General features: G+C 72.5%; 16 protein-coding genes and 3 tRNA genes. 16 read left to right on the top strand and 3 right to left on the bottom strand.

All coding sequences use genetic code 11. From position 1 onward, the window contains the following. Positions 1 to 5: 5 nt before the first annotated feature. The 5 genes from ABTZ91_RS05240 (at position 6) to ABTZ91_RS05220 (ending at position 3,582) form a co-directional block, all read left to right on the top strand. Positions 6 to 1,709: a LytR C-terminal domain-containing protein gene (locus ABTZ91_RS05240; RefSeq protein ID WP_352075769.1), complete on the top strand. Its 1,704-nt coding sequence runs from the start codon at positions 6 to 8 to the stop codon at positions 1,707 to 1,709. 80 nt (positions 1,710 to 1,789) lie between these two features. Next, positions 1,790 to 2,227, top strand: a complete 438-nt coding sequence (gene rsfS, locus ABTZ91_RS05235) for a ribosome silencing factor (RefSeq protein WP_352076039.1) — start codon at positions 1,790 to 1,792, stop codon at positions 2,225 to 2,227. Next, complete coding sequence (locus ABTZ91_RS05230) at positions 2,224 to 2,877, top strand: histidine phosphatase family protein (RefSeq protein WP_352076038.1); 654 nt, start codon at positions 2,224 to 2,226, stop codon at positions 2,875 to 2,877. Before rsfS ends, ABTZ91_RS05230 begins: the two co-directional genes overlap by 4 nt. Positions 2,878 to 2,972: 95 nt before the next feature. Further along, positions 2,973 to 3,045 (top strand) — tRNA-Ala (locus ABTZ91_RS05225). A gap of 303 nt (positions 3,046 to 3,348) precedes the next feature. Then, positions 3,349 to 3,582 carry a hypothetical protein gene (locus tag ABTZ91_RS05220; RefSeq protein ID WP_046498555.1) on the top strand — a complete coding sequence of 78 codons (234 nt, stop codon included), beginning with the start codon at positions 3,349 to 3,351 and terminating at the stop codon, positions 3,580 to 3,582. Here ABTZ91_RS05220 and ABTZ91_RS05215 read toward each other — a convergent pair. Further along, on the bottom strand, positions 3,561 to 4,934 hold the full coding sequence (locus tag ABTZ91_RS05215; RefSeq protein WP_352075768.1) for a glycosyltransferase 87 family protein: 1,374 nt from the start codon (positions 4,932 to 4,934) through the stop codon (positions 3,561 to 3,563). The two genes, ABTZ91_RS05220 and ABTZ91_RS05215, sit on opposite strands and share 22 nt — an antisense overlap. 120 nt (positions 4,935 to 5,054) lie before the next feature. Between ABTZ91_RS05215 and ABTZ91_RS05210 the strand changes: the two genes are divergently transcribed. The 10 genes from ABTZ91_RS05210 to ABTZ91_RS05165 all read left to right on the top strand — a co-directional run bounded on the left by ABTZ91_RS05210 (position 5,055) and on the right by ABTZ91_RS05165 (position 16,839). Continuing rightward, positions 5,055 to 5,127, top strand: a tRNA-Ala gene (locus ABTZ91_RS05210). Positions 5,128 to 5,196: 69 nt separating this feature from the next. Continuing rightward, positions 5,197 to 5,269, top strand: a tRNA-Ala gene (locus tag ABTZ91_RS05205). A 262-nt stretch (positions 5,270 to 5,531) separates the two neighbouring features. Continuing rightward, positions 5,532 to 8,399, top strand: a complete 2,868-nt coding sequence (gene leuS / locus ABTZ91_RS05200; protein WP_352075767.1) for a leucine--tRNA ligase — start codon at positions 5,532 to 5,534, stop codon at positions 8,397 to 8,399. 134 nt (positions 8,400 to 8,533) lie between these two features. After that, entirely contained in the window at positions 8,534 to 9,238 is a 705-nt protein-coding gene (locus ABTZ91_RS05195) for a hypothetical protein (RefSeq protein WP_352075766.1), read from the top strand. Between the two features lie 102 nt (positions 9,239 to 9,340). Beyond that, on the top strand, positions 9,341 to 10,186 hold the full coding sequence (locus ABTZ91_RS05190; RefSeq protein WP_352075765.1) for a DegV family protein: 846 nt from the start codon (positions 9,341 to 9,343) through the stop codon (positions 10,184 to 10,186). A 440-nt stretch (positions 10,187 to 10,626) separates the two neighbouring features. Beyond that, positions 10,627 to 11,391: a ComEA family DNA-binding protein gene (locus tag ABTZ91_RS05185; protein WP_352075764.1), complete on the top strand. Its 765-nt coding sequence runs from the start codon at positions 10,627 to 10,629 to the stop codon at positions 11,389 to 11,391. After that, positions 11,388 to 13,835: a ComEC/Rec2 family competence protein gene (locus tag ABTZ91_RS05180; protein ID WP_352075763.1), complete on the top strand. Its 2,448-nt coding sequence runs from the start codon at positions 11,388 to 11,390 to the stop codon at positions 13,833 to 13,835. Before ABTZ91_RS05185 ends, ABTZ91_RS05180 begins: the two co-directional genes overlap by 4 nt. 70 nt (positions 13,836 to 13,905) lie before the next feature. Beyond that, positions 13,906 to 14,544: a helix-turn-helix domain-containing protein gene (locus ABTZ91_RS05175; RefSeq protein ID WP_352075762.1), complete on the top strand. Its 639-nt coding sequence runs from the start codon at positions 13,906 to 13,908 to the stop codon at positions 14,542 to 14,544. A gap of 2 nt (positions 14,545 to 14,546) precedes the next feature. Continuing rightward, a complete protein-coding gene (locus ABTZ91_RS05170) occupies positions 14,547 to 15,806 on the top strand; it encodes an MFS transporter (RefSeq protein WP_352075761.1) in 1,260 nt (419 codons plus the stop codon). A 142-nt stretch (positions 15,807 to 15,948) separates the two neighbouring features. Further along, on the top strand, positions 15,949 to 16,839 hold the full coding sequence (locus ABTZ91_RS05165; RefSeq protein ID WP_352075760.1) for a YceI family protein: 891 nt from the start codon (positions 15,949 to 15,951) through the stop codon (positions 16,837 to 16,839). 6 nt (positions 16,840 to 16,845) lie between these two features. Here the strand turns inward: ABTZ91_RS05165 and ABTZ91_RS05160 are convergent, their stop codons facing one another. Then, a complete protein-coding gene (locus ABTZ91_RS05160; protein WP_345488412.1) occupies positions 16,846 to 17,091 on the bottom strand; it encodes a hypothetical protein in 246 nt (81 codons plus the stop codon). A gap of 56 nt (positions 17,092 to 17,147) precedes the next feature. Between ABTZ91_RS05160 and holA the strand changes: the two genes are divergently transcribed. Continuing rightward, entirely contained in the window at positions 17,148 to 18,137 is a 990-nt protein-coding gene (holA, locus tag ABTZ91_RS05155) for a DNA polymerase III subunit delta (RefSeq protein ID WP_352075759.1), read from the top strand. A 249-nt stretch (positions 18,138 to 18,386) separates the two neighbouring features. Here the strand turns inward: holA and rpsT are convergent, their stop codons facing one another. Further along, positions 18,387 to 18,653 (bottom strand): 30S ribosomal protein S20, encoded by a 267-nt coding sequence (gene rpsT, locus ABTZ91_RS05150; RefSeq protein ID WP_352075758.1) that lies wholly within the window; start codon positions 18,651 to 18,653, stop codon positions 18,387 to 18,389. Positions 18,654 to 18,730: the final 77 nt, after the last annotated feature.

Below are 18,730 nucleotides of genomic sequence, written 5' to 3'. Positions count from 1 at the left end.
CACCGGTGAACGACCAGCAGAACCCGTACGACCCGTACTATCCGCAGCCGCAGATCATCGGCTACGACGAGTACGGGCAGCCGGTGTACCAGCAGCAGGCCCCGCAGCAGCACTACGACCCGTACGGGCAGCAGCAGGTCCCGGCCTCCGCCCAGCCCCAGGACTACGCCTACGACCCGTACGGGCAGCAGCAGCCGGTCCAGCAGCCCCAGGCGCCGCAGCAGCCGCCCCAGCACCACGTGCAGCAGGCCCCGCCCCAGGACTACGGCTACGACCCGTACGCCCAGCAGCCCGGCTACGACCACCAGCAGCAGTACGGCACCGGACAGCAGTGGGCCGTACAGACCGAGCCCGCTCCCGCTCCGCCGGCGCCCGCCCCGGCCCCGGAACCCGCCCCGTCCGCCGCCGTGCCCGGGCCGCGCCCGGCGCCGGAGGACGACGGGCGCGCGTACCGCACCGAGCAGTTCTCGTTCATCGAGGAGCCCGACGAGGACTCCGAGGACGTCATCGACTGGCTGAAGTTCACCGAGAGCCGCTCCGAGCGGCGCGAGGAGGCCCGCCGCAAGGGCCGCAATCGCGTCGTCGCCCTCGTGGTCGTCCTCGCGCTCGCCGTCGTCGGCGGTGTCGGCTACCTCTGGTCGGCCGGCCGGCTCCCCTTCACGGGCGGCGGCGAGCAGCAGCGGAACACGGCCACCGGACCGCAGCAGCGGGACACGATCGTCGTCCACCTCCACCACACCAAGGGCGGCGGCACCTCCACCGCCCTCCTGGTGAACAACGCCACCACCAAGCAGGGCACCACCGTCCTGCTCCCCAACTCCCTGGCCGTCGCCGACGACGAGGGCGCCACCACGACACTCGCCAAGTCCGTCGAGGACGACGGCTCCAGCGGCACGCGGGAGGCGATCGGCAACCTCCTCGGCGCGAAGATCACCGGCACCTGGCGGCTCGACACCCCGTACCTGGAGAATCTGGTCGAGCTCGTCGGCAACATCGACATCACCACCGACACCGACGTGCCCGGCGAGAAGCCGGGCGCCGAGCCGCTGGTCCAGAAGGGCGAGAACCAGACGCTCAACGGCCGCGCCGCCGTCGCCTACGCCACCCACCGGGCACCCGGCGAGGCCGAGGCCAAGCAGCTCCAGCGCTTCGGCCAGGTCATGTACGGAGTCCTGCGGAAGATCTCCGACGACCCCAAGGCCGCCACCGTCACCGTCGAGACCCTCGCCCAGATCCTCGACCCCTCCCTGCCGGAGAAGGACCTCGGCGCCTCGCTCGCCAAGCTCGCCGAACACGCCAAGGTCGGCGACCACAAGACGGCGCTGCTCCCCGTCGAGCCCGACGGCTCCCTCAGCGAGGCCACCGGCGACAGCCTGGTCAAGGACATCCTCGGCGGCAAGGTCAGCGCCCCCGAGCAGGGCGCGGCGACCCGCGTCGCCATCCGCGACGCCACCGGCGAGGACGCCACCGAGGCGGCCCGCGTGGTCCTGATCAACGGCGGCTACGCCGTGGTCGGCGGCACCAAGGCCGACACCGAGGAGAAGTCCCGGGTCGTCTATGCGGACGACGCCCGGAAGGCGACCGCCTCGGAGGTCGCCAAGACCCTCGGTCTGCCGGCCGGCTCCGTCACCAAGGGCAAGCCCACCGGAAACGCCGAGGTCACCGTGGTCCTGGGCCAGGACTACAAGATCCCCGGCGCCGGACGATGACCCTCCGACAATCCTTTTCGGGCCCGTCGGCGGTACATGAGACCCTTGAGGTGTCTCTGACCGCCGACGAAAGCCTGCATGTGACCGCCACGGACCGCTCCATCGAACTCGTCACCACCGCCGCCCAGGCGGCGGCCGACCGGCTCGCGCACGACATCATCGCGTACGACGTCAGCGACGTGCTGTCGATCACCGACGCCTTCCTGCTCGCCTCCGCACCCAACGACCGCCAGGTCAAGTCGATCGTCGACGAGATCGAGGAGCGGCTGCTCAAGGAGCTCGGCGCCAAGCCGGTGCGCCGCGAGGGCGACCGCGACGCCCGCTGGATCCTCCTCGACTACGTCGACATCGTGGTCCACGTCCAGCACAGCGAGGAGCGGGTCTTCTACGCCCTCGAGCGGCTGTGGAAGGACTGCCCCGAGCTGCCGCTGCCCGAGGACGCGCGGAAGACGCGCGGCAAGGCGGAGGAGCACGCCCGCCTGATGGGCACCGACGGAGCGGACGGTGAGCTGAGCTGACCAGCGGCAAGGGCGGCACGGGCCGCCGCATCGTGCTGTGGCGTCACGGCCAGACCTCGTGGAACCTGGAGCGCCGCTTCCAGGGCTCCACGGACATCGAGCTGACCGAGACCGGCGTCGCCCAGGCGCGCCGGGCCGCCCGGCTGCTCGCCGCGCTGAAGCCGGACGCCATCGTCTCCTCCGACCTCAAGCGGGCGGCGGCCACGGCCGCCGAGCTCTCCGCGCTCACCGGCCTCTCCGTCGCGCACGACTCCGCCCTGCGCGAGACGTACGCGGGGGAGTGGCAGGGGCTGACCCACGACGAGATCACCGCGCGGTTCGGCGAGCAGTACGCCGCCTGGAAGCGCGGGGAGCCGGTGCGCCGGGGCGGCGGTGAGCTGGAGACCGAGGTGGCCGACCGGGCCGCTCCGGTGGTCCTGGCGCACGCCGAGAAGCTCCCCGTGGACGGCACCCTCGTCGTGGTCAGCCACGGCGGCACCATCCGTACGACCATCGGCCGGCTGCTGGACCTGGAGGCCCGCCACTGGGAGAGCCTGGGCGGCCTTACGAACTGCTGCTGGTCCGTCCTCGGTGAGGGCGCGCGCGGCTGGCGCCTCATGGAGCACAACGCCGGCACGCTGCCCGAGCCCGTCCTCGGCGACGACGACTGAGCACCGCGAGCGGCCTGCCGGACCCCGATTTCACTTTCCGGCAGGTCACAGGCTAAAGTTCTTCTTGTTCGCAGCGCGGAGCGCGAAGAACACGAGGGGCTATAGCTCAGTTGGTAGAGCGCTTGCATGGCATGCAAGAGGTCAGGAGTTCAATTCTCCTTAGCTCCACAGTCACCGGATCCCGTCCCCAGTGGGGGCGGGATTCGTCGTTTCGTCGGCCCTCGCGTCACGTACGCGGACTCCCGTCACGCGGCCGAACTCTCCTGTCAGGCACCCGGTCCGCCGACGACGCTGACCCCCTTGCGGAGCCATGGCAGAATCGGACCGCCGGAGGGGACGAGGGTCCGGACGGGAGGGAGCCCGCATGGCCGTGGACGGTGCCGAGGAGATCACAGCCGATGCCGTCTCGGATGCCGCCCCTGTGCCATGGGCCCGGCTCGACTGTTCCCCGTGCCCTTGTGGAGCCGAGTGATGGGTGCGCACAGGCGGAAGTGCGACTGGTGCGGCAGCGGTACGCCCATCGTCCGCGACATGGACCCGCTCAACCCGGAGTTCCAGTACTGGTGCGAGGAATGCGCGCGGGCGCTGATCATAAAAGGCGACCCCATCGAGACCTACCGTGAGCTCGAAGGGGAGCCGATCTACGGCCGGCTCCTCGACGAGCACTGCACCCTGAAGCGGTTCTACTCCTTCGCGACCGCCTGAGGCTCCCGCGTCACGGACTCCGCGTCTGCCTCTGCCTTGGCGTCGGGCTCGGTGGCCCGGCCGGCGCCCGTCCGCGGCGTGCGCGCCCGCCACCGCGCCAGCGCGTACCCGGCGAAGACCGCCGTAGCCGTCAGCGGATAGACCGCCGAGAGCAGCATCTGACCGGCGTTCTGGTGCAGTTCGGGACGGCCCGGGTCGTGCGGCACCCACCACAGCGCGAACGAGGCGAAGGCCAGGGCCACAGCTCCCGTCACCGGCCACGCGCGCGTGGAGCGGTCGTACAGCAGGATCAGCAGCGGCACGCACCACACCCAGTGGTGGGACCAGGAGATCGGGCTGACCATCAGCGCCGTGAACGCGGTGACGATCACGGCCACCGCCTTGTCGCCGCGGAGCGCGGCCCGTACCGCGAGCACCATCGCCGCGCCGCCGAGCAGGGCCGCGGCCGCCACCCACCACAGGCCCGGCGCGTCGGTGTGCATCAGCCGGGCGAGAACCCCGCTGAGGGACTGGTTGGCGGTCTCCTCCGCGTGGCCGACCCGGCCCGTCTCGAACAGGGTCCGGGTCCAGAACGTCCGGGAGTCGGCGGGCAGGGCCAGCGCCATCGTCAGCGTCGTGACGAGGAAGACCCCGGTCGCCGTCAGCGCCGTCCGCAGCCACTGGTTGAGCGTCCGGTCCCGGCGCCACAGCAGCAGGCCGGCGGCGAACAGCAGGACCACGAAGAGACCCGGAGTGAGCTTCACCGCCGTGGCGAGTCCGATGCCCACACCGGCCCAGCGGCTCCCCTCGCGACGGGTCAGGTCCCAGAGCACCGCCACCGCTATGAGCAGGTTGATCTGCCCGTACCGCAGGGTCGTCCACACCGGCTCGCACCAGACCACGACGGCGGCGACCCACAGGGTCGTACGCCACAGATCGGCGCGGGAACCGAGGCGCGATCCGAGGCGGGATCCGATGCGGCCTCCGGCGAGGGATCCGGCGAGGGATCCGGCGCGGGAGAGCGCCGGACGCACCAGCTGGAGCGACAACTGGACCAGCGCCACCACCAGGAGCAGGTTTCCCGCGGTGGACAGCGTCCGCATCAGCGGGACGCTCACCAGGGTCAGCGGCAGGAACAGGACGGCCGCGAACGGCGGATAGGTCATGGCGAGATTCGCCGACGTGGCCCGCATCGCGTACAGGTCGCCTCCGGCCCTCAGCGTCTCGGCCTCCGCCCGGTAGACCATCACGTCGAGCATGTTCACGTGCGCGAGGCGTTGCGCCACCCAGAAGACCGCGAAGGAGAACAGACAGACCGCCGCGGCGGCGGCGAAGGGCCGGGCGCGGGTGGGGGAGGGCGCGGAGACGGACACAGTCGGCGACCCTACCCGGCCGGCCGCGGGGCCCTCTGGAGAAACGGATTTGGAGAACGGTCGGACGGCCGGTTACTGTTCTGTCCGTCGCCGCGCCAGTAGCTGGAGCGGTGAACGCAAGGGGCTATAGCTCAGTTGGTAGAGCGCTTGCATGGCATGCAAGAGGTCAGGAGTTCAATTCTCCTTAGCTCCACAGAAGGGAAGCGGGCCGCCCGGACGGGTCGGTTCGCACCGCTTCTGCGGTACTGTGTATCCCTCGCAAGGGGCTATAGCTCAGTTGGTAGAGCGCTTGCATGGCATGCAAGAGGTCAGGAGTTCAATTCTCCTTAGCTCCACAGGAGAGAAGCGGGTCGTCCGGACGGACGGCCCGCTTCTTCGTGCTCACGCCCCGGAACGCCGGTGCGGCCCGCTCGGGCCCTGCGGTACCCTGACGCCATGCGTGCCGTACGCCTTCTGCTTAGCGAGCCGCGCTGATCAGTCCCGACGGATGAAGATCCGGTCGGCATCGGCGCGGCGTCCCCTCCTGTGCGAGGGGTTTTTTCATTTCGTGGCAGTTGCTGGCAGTGGGCAGAGACGATCGATGGAGCTTCAAGGATCATGACCGAGATCAACACGGCTGCCGAGACGGCGGCCCCGCATCGCTACACGGCGGCCGTGGCCGCCGACATCGAGGCACGCTGGCAGGACGCCTGGGACGCCGAGGGCACCTACGAGGCCCCGAACCCCACCGGTGACCTGGCCGGGGACGCGGCCGTGGCGGCCCGCCCCAAGAAGTTCATCATGGACATGTTCCCGTACCCGTCCGGTGCGGGTCTGCACGTCGGTCACCCGCTGGGCTACATCGCCACCGACGTCTTCGCCCGCCACGCGCGCATGACCGGGCACAACGTCCTGCACACCCTGGGCTTCGACGCCTTCGGCCTGCCGGCCGAGCAGTACGCCGTGCAGACCGGCACGCACCCGCGCGTGTCCACCGAGGCCAACATGGAGAACATGAAGGCCCAGCTGCGCCGGCTGGGCCTGGGCCACGACAAGCGCCGGTCGTTCGCCACGATCGACCCGGAGTACTACAAGTGGACCCAGTGGATCTTCCTGCAGATCTTCAACTCCTGGTACGACGACGAGGCCAAGAAGGCCCGCCCGATCGCCGAGCTGGTCGAGCAGTTCGAGAACGGCACCCGTGAGGTCCCCGGCGGCCGTGCCTGGAGCGCCCTGAACGCCGTCGAGCGTGCCGACGTCCTGGGCGAGTACCGCCTGGCGTACGCCTCCGACGCGCCGGTCAACTGGTGTCCCGGCCTGGGCACCGTCCTGGCCAACGAGGAGGTCACCGCCGACGGCCGCTCCGAGCGCGGCAACTTCCCCGTCTTCAAGGCCAAGCTGCGCCAGTGGAACATGCGCATCACCGCCTACGCGGACCGTCTGCTGGACGACCTGGACGCGCTGGACTGGCCCGAGGCCATCAAGCTGCAGCAGCGCAACTGGATCGGCCGCTCCGAGGGCGCCCGCGTCGACTTCCAGGTCGGCGACGCCGGAGCGATCACCGTCTTCACCACCCGCCAGGACACCCTGTTCGGCGCCACCTACATGGTGCTGGCCCCCGAGCACGACCTGGTCGAGAAGATCGTCCCGGCCGCCTGGCCCGAGGGCACCCACGAGGTGTGGACCGGCGGTCACGCCACCCCCGCCGAGGCCGTCGACGCCTACCGCAAGCAGGCCGCCTCCAAGTCGGACGTCGAGCGGCAGGCCGAGGCCAAGGAGAAGACCGGCGTCTTCACCGGCGCGTACGCGACCAACCCGGTCAGCGGCGAGCAGGTCCCCGTCTTCATCGCCGACTACGTCCTGATGGGCTACGGCACCGGCGCGATCATGGCCGTCCCGGCGCACGACTCCCGCGACTTCGCCTTCGCGCGCGCCTTCGAGCTGCCGATGCGCTGCGTCGTGGAGCCGAGCGACGACCGCGGCACCGACCCGGCCGGCTGGGACGACGCCTTCTCCTCGTACGAGGCGAAGCTGATCAACTCCGCCAACGCGGAGATCTCCCTGGACGGCCTGGGCGTCGTCGAGGCCAAGGAGCGGATCACCGCCTGGCTGGCCGACCGCGGCATCGGTGAGGGAACGGTCAACTTCCGTCTGCGCGACTGGCTGTTCAGCCGCCAGCGCTACTGGGGCGAGCCCTTCCCGATCGTCTACGACGAGGACGGCGTCGCCCACGCGCTGCCCGAGTCGATGCTGCCGCTGGAGCTGCCGGAGGTCGACGACTACTCGCCGCGCACCTTCGACCCGGACGACGCGGACACCCAGCCGGAGACCCCGCTGTCCCGCAACGAGGACTGGGTCAACGTCACCCTGGACCTGGGCGACGGCCCCAAGCGGTACCGCCGCGAGACCAACACCATGCCCAACTGGGCCGGTTCCTGCTGGTACGAGCTGCGCTACCTGGACCCGCACAACGACGAGAAGCTGGTCGACCCGGCGATCGAGCAGTACTGGATGGGCCCGCGCGAGGGCATGCCCACCGGTGGCGTCGACCTGTACGTCGGCGGTGCCGAGCACGCCGTGCTGCACCTGCTGTACGCCCGCTTCTGGTCCAAGGTCCTGTTCGACCTGGGGCACATCTCCTCGGCGGAGCCGTTCCACAAGCTGTACAACCAGGGCATGATCCAGGCCTTCGTCTACCGGGACTCCCGCGGCATCGCCGTCCCGGCCGCCGAGGTCGAGGAGCGCGACGGCGCGTTCTGGTACCAGGGCGAGAAGGTCAGCCGCGTCCTGGGCAAGATGGGCAAGTCCCTGAAGAACGCGGTCACTCCCGACGAGATCTGCTCCGAGTACGGTGCCGACACCCTGCGCCTGTACGAGATGGCCATGGGCCCCCTGGACGTCTCCCGCCCGTGGGACACCCGCGCGGTCGTCGGGCAGTACCGCCTGCTGCAGCGGCTGTGGCGCAACATCGTCGACGAGACGACCGGCGAGGTCACCGTCGTCGACGAGCCGGCCGACGAGGACACCCTGCGCGCCCTGCACAAGGCCATCGACGGGGTCTCCCAGGACATGGTCGCGATGCGCTTCAACACCGCCATCGCCAAGATCACCGAGCTGAACAACCACCTGACCAAGTCCGGCGGCCCGGTCTCCCGGCAGGTCGCCGAGCAGCTGGTGCTGCTGGTCGCCCCGCTGGCCCCGCACATCGCGGAGGAGCTGTGGCACCGCCTCGGCCACACCGACTCGGTCGTCCACCAGGACTTCCCCGTCGCCGACCCGGCGTACGTCGTCGACGAGACCGTGACCTGCGTCGTGCAGATCAAGGGCAAGGTCAAGGCGCGTCTGGAGGTCTCCCCGTCCATCGGCTACGCGGAGCTGGAGGCGCTGGCGCTGGGTGACCCGGCCGTGGTCGCCGCGCTGGGCGGCGCGGAGATCCGCAAGGTGATCGTCCGTGCGCCGAAGCTGGTCAACATCGTCGCCGGCTGACGGCCGGACGACGAGCACCGGGGCCTTCCCCTAGGGGGAGGCTGGGGGCAGGTTGGGGGTTCCGCTGGAACCCTCGGCCTGCCCCTTCCGTTTACCGTGGAAGAACCACAATCGAGGCCGGAGGGGCGAGCCACATGGAAGCCTTGATCACGATCTTGGCATTGCTCTTCGTCGCCTTCGTGGCGCTCGGGGTCTATGCCACGGTGAAGGTGGCCAAGGCTGCCAAGCGCGGCGTCGACCGCACGATCGACCAGGCCAAGCGCACGGTCGAGGACACCACGCTGCGGGCCAAGAGCTTCGGCCAGACCGGCGTCGCCGGCGAGCTGGCCCAGCTGCGGCTCTCGCTGCGCACCTCGATGCGCGCCACCCAGGACGCGCTGCAGGCGGGCGTCGCCGAGGACGCCTCCCTGAGGGAGTCCCTGGACCTCTTCGAGCGGCTGAGCGCCCATGGGCGGGAGCTGGACGAGGACCTCAAGCGGCTGGAGCGCGAGCCGGACCGGGCGCACGTCGCCGGGCAGTTGCCCGATCTCCGCCGGCGCACCGAGCAGATCACCCACTCCGCCGACGCGCTGCGCTTCGCGGCCCGCGACCGGGCCCGCCAGTTCGCCCAGGACGAGCTCTCCTCGCTGAGCGCCCAGATCGACATGGAAGCGGGCGCCCTGCGCCACTGGACCCGCACCGACGGCCCCGGCGAGGCCGCGTCCGCCGGTCAGCAGGCACCGGCCCCGTCCGAAACGCAGGCCGCGGCGCCCGAGCAGCCGCAGGCGATCACCGCCCCGGATCCCCGTCTGACGGCGTACCCGTGGGAGAAGTCGACCCGCCCGGAGAGCACCACCTGAGGGCTGCCGGAGCCTCCGGCCGGGCGTCCGCCGGTTCCGCGCGGGGCGTGCTGACGGGGCCCGGGCTGCCGCGCGGCGGCGTCGGCGGGTAACCTCCCGCTCATGTCCCGGCATGTCGCGATCGTCACCGATTCCACGGCCTACCTGCCCCCCCAGGTGATGGAGCGGCACGCCATCACGGCCGTTCCGCTCACCGTCGTCATCGGGGACCGCGCGCTGGAGGAGGGGACCGAGATCTCGGCCCGCTCGCTCGCGGAAGCACTGCAGAAGCGGCGCTCGGTGACCACCTCGCGGCCCGCGCCCGAGGTCTTCGCCGCGACCTACCGCGCCGCCGCCGAGGCCGGGGCCCAGGGCATCGTCTCGCTCCACCTGTCCGCCGAGGTCTCCGGCACCTACGACGCCGCCCTGCTCGCCGCCCGGGACGCGCCCGTGCCCGTCCGGGTCGTCGACACACGGATGGTGGGGATGGCGCTGGGCTTCTGCGCCCTCGCGGCGGCCGAGGTCGCCGAGGCGGGCGGCTCGGTCGACGAGGCCGCCGCGGCGGCCGAGAAGCGAGCCTCGAACACCTCCGCCTTCTTCTACGTCGACACGCTCGACTACCTGCGGCGCGGCGGACGCATCGGGGCGGCACAGGCGTTGTTCGGATCCGCGCTGGCCGTGAAGCCACTGCTCGAACTCGACGCCGGGCGGATCGAGCTGCGGGAGAAGGTGCGGACGGCGTCGAAGGCCATCGCACGGCTGGAGGAGATCGCGGTCGAGCGGGCCGGGGCCGGCCCCGTCGACGTGGCCGTGCACCACCTCTCCGCGCCCGACCGGGCCGCCGCCCTGGCCGAGCGGCTGCTGCGGCGGCTGCCGGACCTCGGGGAGCTCCAGGTCACCGAGGTCGGCGCGGTCATCGGCGCCCACACCGGTCCTGGCCTGCTCGCGGTGGTCGTCTCGCCGCGCTGACCCTTGTCTTTTTCCTTGCTCGCCACCTCGTGCCGTCCCTCGTTCGGGTGAGGAAGTTATCCACAACGGGGCGGTTATCCACCGGATTTGAGGCGTCTCAGCGGATTCCGGCGAAGCTGCCTACCGTCGGATCCATGACTCTTCGCACACACATCGGATCAGGACGCGGCACGGCGACCAGCGGCCCCGGGAGGGCGCCGGGATCGGACGGCCGCGCCGCACGGCGACCCACACGGACGGCGCGCACGTCCCGGGCGACTCGCCCGGCCCGCCCGGCCTCGGAGACGGTACGGCGACGGGGCGAGGCACTGTTCCCGGCGTCACCGCCTCCGCCGTCGGCGCCGCCCACGCCCCGGCCCCCGGAATCGGCCCGGGCCGACGCGGGAGAGCGGGCGGGACCGGAGCCGCCCCTGCGGCGCGGGGAGAGGTTACGGCTGGCGGTGCGCGAGCGGCTGCCGCTGTGGGTCCAGTCCCGGTGCGGACTGGAGCGGCGCTCGCTGGCCGCGCTCGCCGTGGTCCTGGTCGTGGGCGCCGGCGTCGCGGGAGCCTCCTTCTGGACGGGCCGGCCCCAGCAGGTGAGCGCGCCCGAGGTGGTCGTGGCGGCCCGGCCGCTGCCCGGGACCACGCCCTCGCTCCCGGAGCACGCGTCTCCCGGCACACCCGGATCGCCCACGTCTCCCGTGTCGTCCGTGCCTTCCGCGCCGACGGGGGCGGGTGCCGGGGCCGGGGCAGGTGCGGGCCCGGGAGCGGGCGCGGTGGTCGTGGTGGACGTCGCGGGCAAGGTGCGCCGGCCGGGAGTGTTCACGCTGCCCGCCGGATCGCGCGTCGCGGATGCGCTGCGCGCGGCCGGCGGCATCCGGCCGGGCACGGACCTGACGGGCCTCAACCGGGCCAAGGTGCTTCAGGACGGCGAGCAGGTCGTGGTCGGACTCCCCGCGGGGGCGAGCGGTGCCGGAGCCGGGGGAGCGGCCGGCACGGGGGCCGGTGCGGGACTGGGGCCGCCGAGTCCGACGAGCCCGCTGAGCCTCAACACGGCGAGCGTGGAACAGCTCGACGAACTGCCCGGGGTCGGCCCCGTCCTCGCCCGGCACATCGTCGAACACCGCGCCCGGCACGGAGGATTCCGCTCGGTCGCCGAGCTGCGGGACGTCAACGGGATCGGCGAACGCCGGTTCGCGGAGCTCGCACCGCTGGTCCGACCATGAGTGAGGACATCCGCACCGCGGCCCCCAGGGACGAGGGCCCGGCCGATCTGCGGCTCGTCCCGCCGGCCCTCGCCGCCTGGGGCGGTGCGGCGCTCGCGGTGGGGGTCGCCGGCTGGTGGACGTTCGCGGGCGTGCTGCTCTGCCTGGCCGGGGCGGCACTGCTGCTGGTGCCGGCGGCTCGGCGCGGTCTGCGGGCGACCGCCTGCGCCGGGGTCCTGCTCTGCGCCGCGGCGGGCGCCGCCTCCGGTGGTCTGCACGCGGCCGACCTACGGCGCGGCCCGGTGCCCGAACTCGCCGCCGCCGGCGGCCGGGTGGACGCCGAGGTGACGGTCACCGCCGACCCGCGGCTCACCCTGCCCCGGGTGGGCGGTGGCCGGGCGGCGCCCGTCCTGGTGGTCGTGACGGGCGAGGTGACGAGGGTCCGGGACCGGGACGGCGCCATGCACCGGACCAGGGCGCCGGTCCTGGTCCTCGTGCCCGCGGGGGAGGGCCGGCAGGAGTGGCTGACGCTGCTTCCCTCCACCCGGATCGCCGTGCGGGGCAGGCTGGCGCCGGCGCGGTCCGGTGACGTCTTCGCCGCGGTCCTCCGCGCCGACGGCGGCGGACCGCCCCGGGTCGCGGGCCGGCCGAGCACGCTCCAGCGCACGGCCGGTGACCTGCGCGCCGGACTGCGGCGGGCGACGGACGGGCTGCCCCCGGACGCCCGGGCACTGCTGCCGGGTCTGGTCGTGGGCGACACCTTGCGGATCGGTCCCGAGTTGAAGGAGGCTTTCGAAGCGACCGATCTGACGCACCTTCTGGCCGTCTCCGGTTCGAATCTCACCATCGTCCTGCTGCTCCTGATCGGCAGGCCCGGCACCGCCCAGCGGGTGGAGCGGGGTGGGCTCGCCCCCAGGCTCGGCATTCCGCTGAGGGCCACGGCCCTCGCCGGGGGAGGACTGACGCTCGCGTTCGTGGTCGTCTGTCGTCCGGACCCGAGCGTGCTGCGGGCGGCGGCGTGCGGGCTCGTCACGCTGCTGGCCATCGCGACCGGCCGGCGCCGTTCGCTGATCCCGGCGCTCGCGGCCGTGGTGCTGATCCTCGTGCTCTACGACCCCTGGCTCGCGCGCAGTTACGGCTTCCTGCTGTCGGTCCTGGCCACGGGGGCGCTGCTCACGGTCGCCCCGCGCTGGAGCGACGCGCTGCGGCGACGCGGGGTGCCCGGCAGGGTCGCCGAGGCACTGGGGGCGACGCTGGCGGCGCAGGCCGTGTGCGCGCCGGTGGTGGTGGTCTTCGCGGCACGGGTGAGCCTGGTGGCGGTGCCCGCCAACCTGCTCGCCGAGCCGGCGGTGGCACCGGCGACGGTGCTGGGGTTCGCCGCGCTGGGGCTCGCACCCGTGTGGCCAGGGGCGGCGGAGGCGGTGGCGCGGGTCGCGGGCCTGCCCGCCGGGTGGATCGCGGGGGTGGCCAGGACGGGGGCGGAGCTGCCCGGGGCCCAGACGGCCTGGCCGGACGGCTGGCGGGGCGGCGTGCTGCTGGCGCTGGTGGCCGGGCTCGTGTTCCTCGCGGTGCGGCGGCTGCCGGCACGGCGGTGGATCGGGGCGGGCTGCGCCGTGCTGCTGTTCCTGGCGGTGGTGCGGCCGCCGCCGCTGGTCCGGGTGGTCACCGGCTGGCCGCCGCCGGGCTGGGTGTTCGCGATGTGCCAGGTCGGCCAGGGCGACGCCACCGTCCTTTCGGCCGGCGGGGACACGGCCGTCGTGGTGGACGCCGGACCGGACCCGGCGCCCGTCGACCGCTGTCTGCGGGACCTCGGGGTGCGCCGTGTGCCGCTCGTGGTGCTCACCCACTTCCACGCCGATCATGTCGCCGGGCTGCCGGGGGTGCTGCGGGGGCGGGCGGTGGGCGCGATCCAGACGACCGGTCTGGACGAGCCGCCGGGCCAGGCCGCGTTCGTGCGGCGGACGGCGCTCGCGGCCGGGGTGCCGCTGGTGCGGGCGGGGTCGGGGGAGCGGCGGGTTCTCGGCTCGCTGGAGTGGCGGGTGCTGTGGCCCAGGAGCCACGCGGCCGGCGGGCGGCACGTGCCGGAGGGGCCCAACGACGCCAGTGTCACGCTGCTCGTCCGGGCCGTCGGCGGAGTGAGCCTGCTGCTGCTCGGCGACCTCGAACCACCGGCCCAACAGGCGCTGTTGCGGGACCATCCGGGGCTGCCGCCGGTGGACGTGCTCAAGGTCGCCCACCACGGTTCGGCCCACCAGGACCCGGGGCTGATGCGGGCGGTGCGGCCGAGGCTGGCCCTGGTGTCGGCGGGGCGGGACAACCCGTACGGGCATCCCTCACCGCTGACGGTCGGGGCGCTGCGGGCCGGTGGTGCGCGGGTGCTGAGCACGGACCGGGACGGGGCGATCGCGGTGACAGGAGCGGGCGCGGGGCTCGCGGCGCACACCTTCGCCGTCGCGTCGCCTTGAGGGAACGCGGGTGAGCGCGTTCCGTGAGGCAATCCTTGTAAAGGAGTCTTTCTAAAGTTATGTTTACATCATGACCGAGCGGCAGCCTCGCAGCATCCGGCTCACCGATCCCCGCGCCCTGCGCGCCTACGCCCATCCGACCCGGATGACCCTCGTGGGTCTGCTCCGGCGCAGCGGGCCCTTCACCGCCACCCAGGCGGCCGAGCTGACCGGCGAGTCCGTCGCCAGCTGCTCGTACCACCTGCGGATACTCGCCAAGTACGGGCTGGTCGAGCAGGCGCCGGGCGGCAAGGGCCGGGAGAAGCCGTGGCGGGCGACGGCCCAGTTCACCGAGTGGCCCGACCACAGCGAGGACGCGGCCGTCGCCGAGGCGGCGAACGCGCTCAGCGGAGCCGCGATCGAGCTCTACTTCCAACGGGTCCTCCGGGCCGTGGAGAACCGCCACACCCTCCCCCGGGAGTGGCAGGAGGCCGAGCAGTTCGGCGACACGCTGGTCCACCTCACTCCCAAGGAGCTCGCCGACCTCGGCCGGCGGATCGAGGAACTGCTGCGCCCCTACGAGGACCGTGACCTCGATCCGTCCCGGCGGCCCGAAGGCGCCAGGCCCGTGAGCATCGTGCGCATCGCCTACGTGGACCGCGAATTCCCCGAGGACGCACCCCGCGCCACCCACCCCGAAGGCACGCACGGCGACGGCGAGGAGCGGTGACCATGGCGCTCGGCACCCGCATACCCGCCCTTCTCCGCGACCGGCAGTTCCGGCGGTACTGGACCGGCCAGACCGTCTCGCTCGTCGGCGACCAGATCTCCCTCATGGCGCTCCCGCTCGCCGCCGTGCTCGTCCTCGGGGCCGATGCCGCCGAGATGGGCTGGCTGAAGACGGCCGAGCTGCTGCCCGCACTGCTGCTCAACCTGCCGCTCGGCGCCTGGGCCGACCGCCAGGCCCGCAGGAGACGGGCGATGATCGCGGCCGACCTCGGCCGGGCGGCGCTGCTGCTGACCCTCCCCGTCGCCTACCTCCTGGACGCGCTGACGCTCGGCCAGCTGTACGCGGTCGCCTTCGGAGTGGGCGCGCTCTCCGTGCTGTTCGAGGCGTGCAACACCACGCTCTTCGTGGCCCTCGTCCCCACCGAGCGCTATGTGCAGGCCAACTCCCTCGTCAACGGGAGCCGTTCCATGGCCTGGCTGGCGGGCCCGGGGATCGGCGGCGTGCTCGTGCAGATCCTCACCGCACCCTTCGCGCTGCTCGCCGACGCGCTCACCTATCTGGTCTCGGCCGGATACCTGGCCCGGATCCGTCCCGTGGAACCGGCGCCCGCGCCGGTCGAGAAGGGCCACTTCACCGAAGGGCTGCGCTGGCTGGTGAAGGACGCGTCGATGCGCGCCCTGTTCGCCTCGGCCGGCACGGTCCAGTTCTTCAACTACATGTTCCACACCCTCTTCGTGCTCTACGCCACGACCGAACTGGGCCTGAGCGCCGGTGTGCTGGGCGCGGTCCTCGCGGCGGGGGCGGTGGGCGGACTGATCGGCGCGGCAGCCAGCGGCGCCGTCGTCCGTCGGATCGGCATCGGACCGTCTCTCGTGACCGGTTTCCTCGGCTTCACGCTTCCGCTGCTGCTCATACCCCTCGCCGGCGGCCCGCTGCCGCTGGTCGTCGGCCTGCTGTTCGCCGCCGAGTTCCTGTCCTGCGTCGGCGTGATGGTGGTCGACGTCGCCTCCGGCTCGCTTCAGATGGCGCTGATACCCGACGCCATCCGGTCCCGGGTGATGGGTGCGTTCCGGACGCTGAACCACGGCTTCCGTCCGGTCGGCGCACTCGTCGGAGGTCTGCTCGGCGCCGGCCTCGGGCTGCGGCCCACCTTGTGGATCGCGACCGCGGGCGCCGTCTTCGCGGTCCTGTGGGTACTGCCCTCGCCCCTGCCGCGGCTGCGGGAGCTGCCGGAGAAGGCGCCGGTCGCCGTACAGGTGTGAGCGGTGCCCGCGAGTTCCACCGGAATCCCCAATTCGGACCTCCGGTAACACTTACGCCGTTTGCCTCGAACGCCTCACCAGTGATCGAATGCCTCTTCGTTGCAGCAGAAGGCGTGAGCGGTTTGTCCGGGGGTATGTGAAAGTGTTCGGTCTGTTCGGTAAGCGTGGCCGGCGAGCCCCCCAGGGCGGCCCGCTGGCGGGACTGCCCGTGCCGAGGTCGGCGGGCGTCCTGAGCTGCCGGGTGCTCGACCCCGTCAGCGAGCCGGTCCGCCGGGCCGAGTTCGTGCTCAGCGACACCGCGGGCCGCAAGGTCCTGGCCGGGGAGACCGACCCGTACGGCAGCGTCCTCGCGACCGTGCCGGCCGGGGAGTACCGACTCGCGGTCACGGCGGAGGGCTACACCCCGTACCACGGCAACGCCCTCGTCACCGAGAACGCCCACGCGGGCCTGGGTGACGTACTGCTCCAGATCGCGCCCCAGCAGCCGCTGCCCGAGCCGGGCGACTGGGAGATCGACCCGACGCACTCCCAGATCGGCTTCACCGCCCGGCACATCGGCCTCGCCCGGATCCACGGCCGGTTCAACAGCTTCGCCGGCGCCGTCCGCATCGCGGAGCGCATGGAGCGGTCCGCCATGCACGTCGTGATCGACGCGGCGTCCATCGACACCGGTGTGCGGATGCGCGACGACCATCTGCGCTCCGCCGACTTCCTCGACGTCGGCGCCTACCCGACGATGGAGTTCTTCAGCGAACGCTTCGTCCACAAGGGCGGCAGCCGCTGGGCCGTCACCGGCGCGCTCACCCTGCACGGCGTCAGCCGCACGGTCACCCTCGACACCCAGTACCTGGGCCTCGGCAACGGCCTGCACGGCGAGACCCGCTGCGCCTGCCGGGCCACCACCGAACTGCACCGCGAGGACTTCACCCTGACCTGGCAGACGCTGCTCGCGCGCGGAATCGCCGCGGTCGGCTCCAGCATCACCATCGACCTGGACGTCCAGATCGTGCCCAAGACCGCCCGGTCGGCCTGACGCGCCCTACGGGGCTTCCAGCCAGCCCTCGTACTCGGCCGCCAGCTCGTCCAGCGCCGCCGGGTCCAGCCTGCCCTCCGGGTCCTCGACCACCACCAGCCACTGGGCGTCCTCGGCGTCGTCCTCACCCGCCAGAGCGTCCCGGACGAGCTGCGGCTCCTCGGCGACGCCGAAGCGGTCGGGCAGCTCCTCCGCGACCTCCTCGGCCGCGTCGCGGTCGGGGAGGACCAGTACGTGTCTCACATCGCTCACGTGCACATTCTCGACGATGGCCGGACTGTCGGTGGCACGTGGGATGCTGGAGCGCGATGGCCACCAGAAAGACTTCCACCGACGACCTCCTCGCCCCCGTCACGCTCGCCGTGGGCCAGGAGGACCTGCTGCTCGACCGCGCGGTCCGCGAGGTGGTGGCGGCGGCCCGCGCCGCCGACGCCGACACGGACGTCCGTGACCTCGCCCCCGAACAGCTCCAGCCCGGCACGCTGGCCGAGCTGACCAGCCCCTCGCTCTTCGCCGAGCGGAAGGTCCTGGTCGTGCGGAACGCGCAGGACCTGTCGGCGGAGACGATCAAGGACATCAAGGCGTATCTCGACGCGCCCGTCGAGGAGATCACGCTCGTGCTGCTGCACGCCGGCGGCGCCAAGGGCAAGGGACTCCTCGACGCGGCCCGCAAGGCGGGCGCGCGGGAGGTCGCCTGCCCGAAGACGACGAAGCCGGCCGAGCGGCTGACCTTCGTACGGCAGGAGTTCCGCTCGCTGGGGCGCTCGGCCACGCCCGAGGCGTGCCAGGCGCTGGTCGACTCGGTCGGCAGCGATCTGCGGGAGCTGGCCTCCGCGGTGGCACAGCTGACCGCGGACGTCGACGGCACGATCGACGAGGCGGTCGTCGCGCGCTACTACACGGGCCGAGCCGAGGCCTCGTCCTTCACGGTCGCCGACCGCGCCGTCGAGGGGCGGGCGGCGGAGGCTCTGGAGGCCCTGCGCTGGTCGCTCTCCACGGGCGTCGCGCCCGTCCTGATCACCAGCGCGCTGGCCCAGGGCGTCCGGGCGATCGGCAAGCTCTCCTCCGCCCGCGGCGGCCGTCCCGCCGACCTCGCGCGCGAGCTGGGCATGCCGCCCTGGAAGATCGACCGCGTCCGCCAGCAGATGCGCGGCTGGACCCCCGACGGCGTCGCCCTCGCCCTGCGGGCGGTCGCGGAGGCCGACGCGGGGGTGAAGGGCGGCGGCGACGATCCGGAGTACGCCCTGGAGAAGGCCGTGGTGACGATCGCCCGCGCGGCCCGCCTCCGCCGCGGCTGACCCCGGGACCGGTCACCCGCCCCGGGTCACTCCGCACCACGGTGCCCGGCAGGCCCCGCTCCCCGACACACGCCGAAGGCCCCGCCGCCCTCCTGGGGAAGGAGGGCGACGGGGCCTTCGGGTTCAAGCTGGTGGTCCCGTACACGCGTGGCGAACGCGTCTCGCGTACGAGGCCGGGGTGGCCGACCGGGAGCGGAAGAGAGGGCCCGCTGGGTCCCGTGCGGCCGGGTGAAGCCGTGAGATCAGAGCTCAGCCCTGGAGGGAGGCAACCTTGTGGGCCAGCGCCGACTTCTTGTTGGCGGCGGCGTTCTTGTGGATGACACCCTTCGAGACAGCCTTGTCGAGCTGACGCGAAGCGGCACGAGCGGCCACAGTGGCCTTCTCGAGGTCGCCGGCGGCGACAGCCTCGCGGGCCTTGCGGATCGCGGTCTTGAGCGACGACTTGACGGCCTTGTTGCGCAGGCGCGCCTTCTCGTTGGTCTTGTTCCGCTTGATCTGGGACTTGATGTTCGCCACGAAAGAGCCTTTACAGGTTCGATGTTTCTTCAGGATGTGCCGCTCCCCCGTAGCCCTCGGGGCACGGGAGGTACCCC

The organism is Streptomyces sp. NPDC126499, from assembly GCF_040302485.1.
GTDB lineage: Bacteria > Actinomycetota > Actinomycetes > Streptomycetales > Streptomycetaceae > Streptomyces.
The sequence above is the reverse complement of the archived record's forward strand: the minus strand, read 5'-3'. Positions and strand labels throughout refer to the sequence as shown.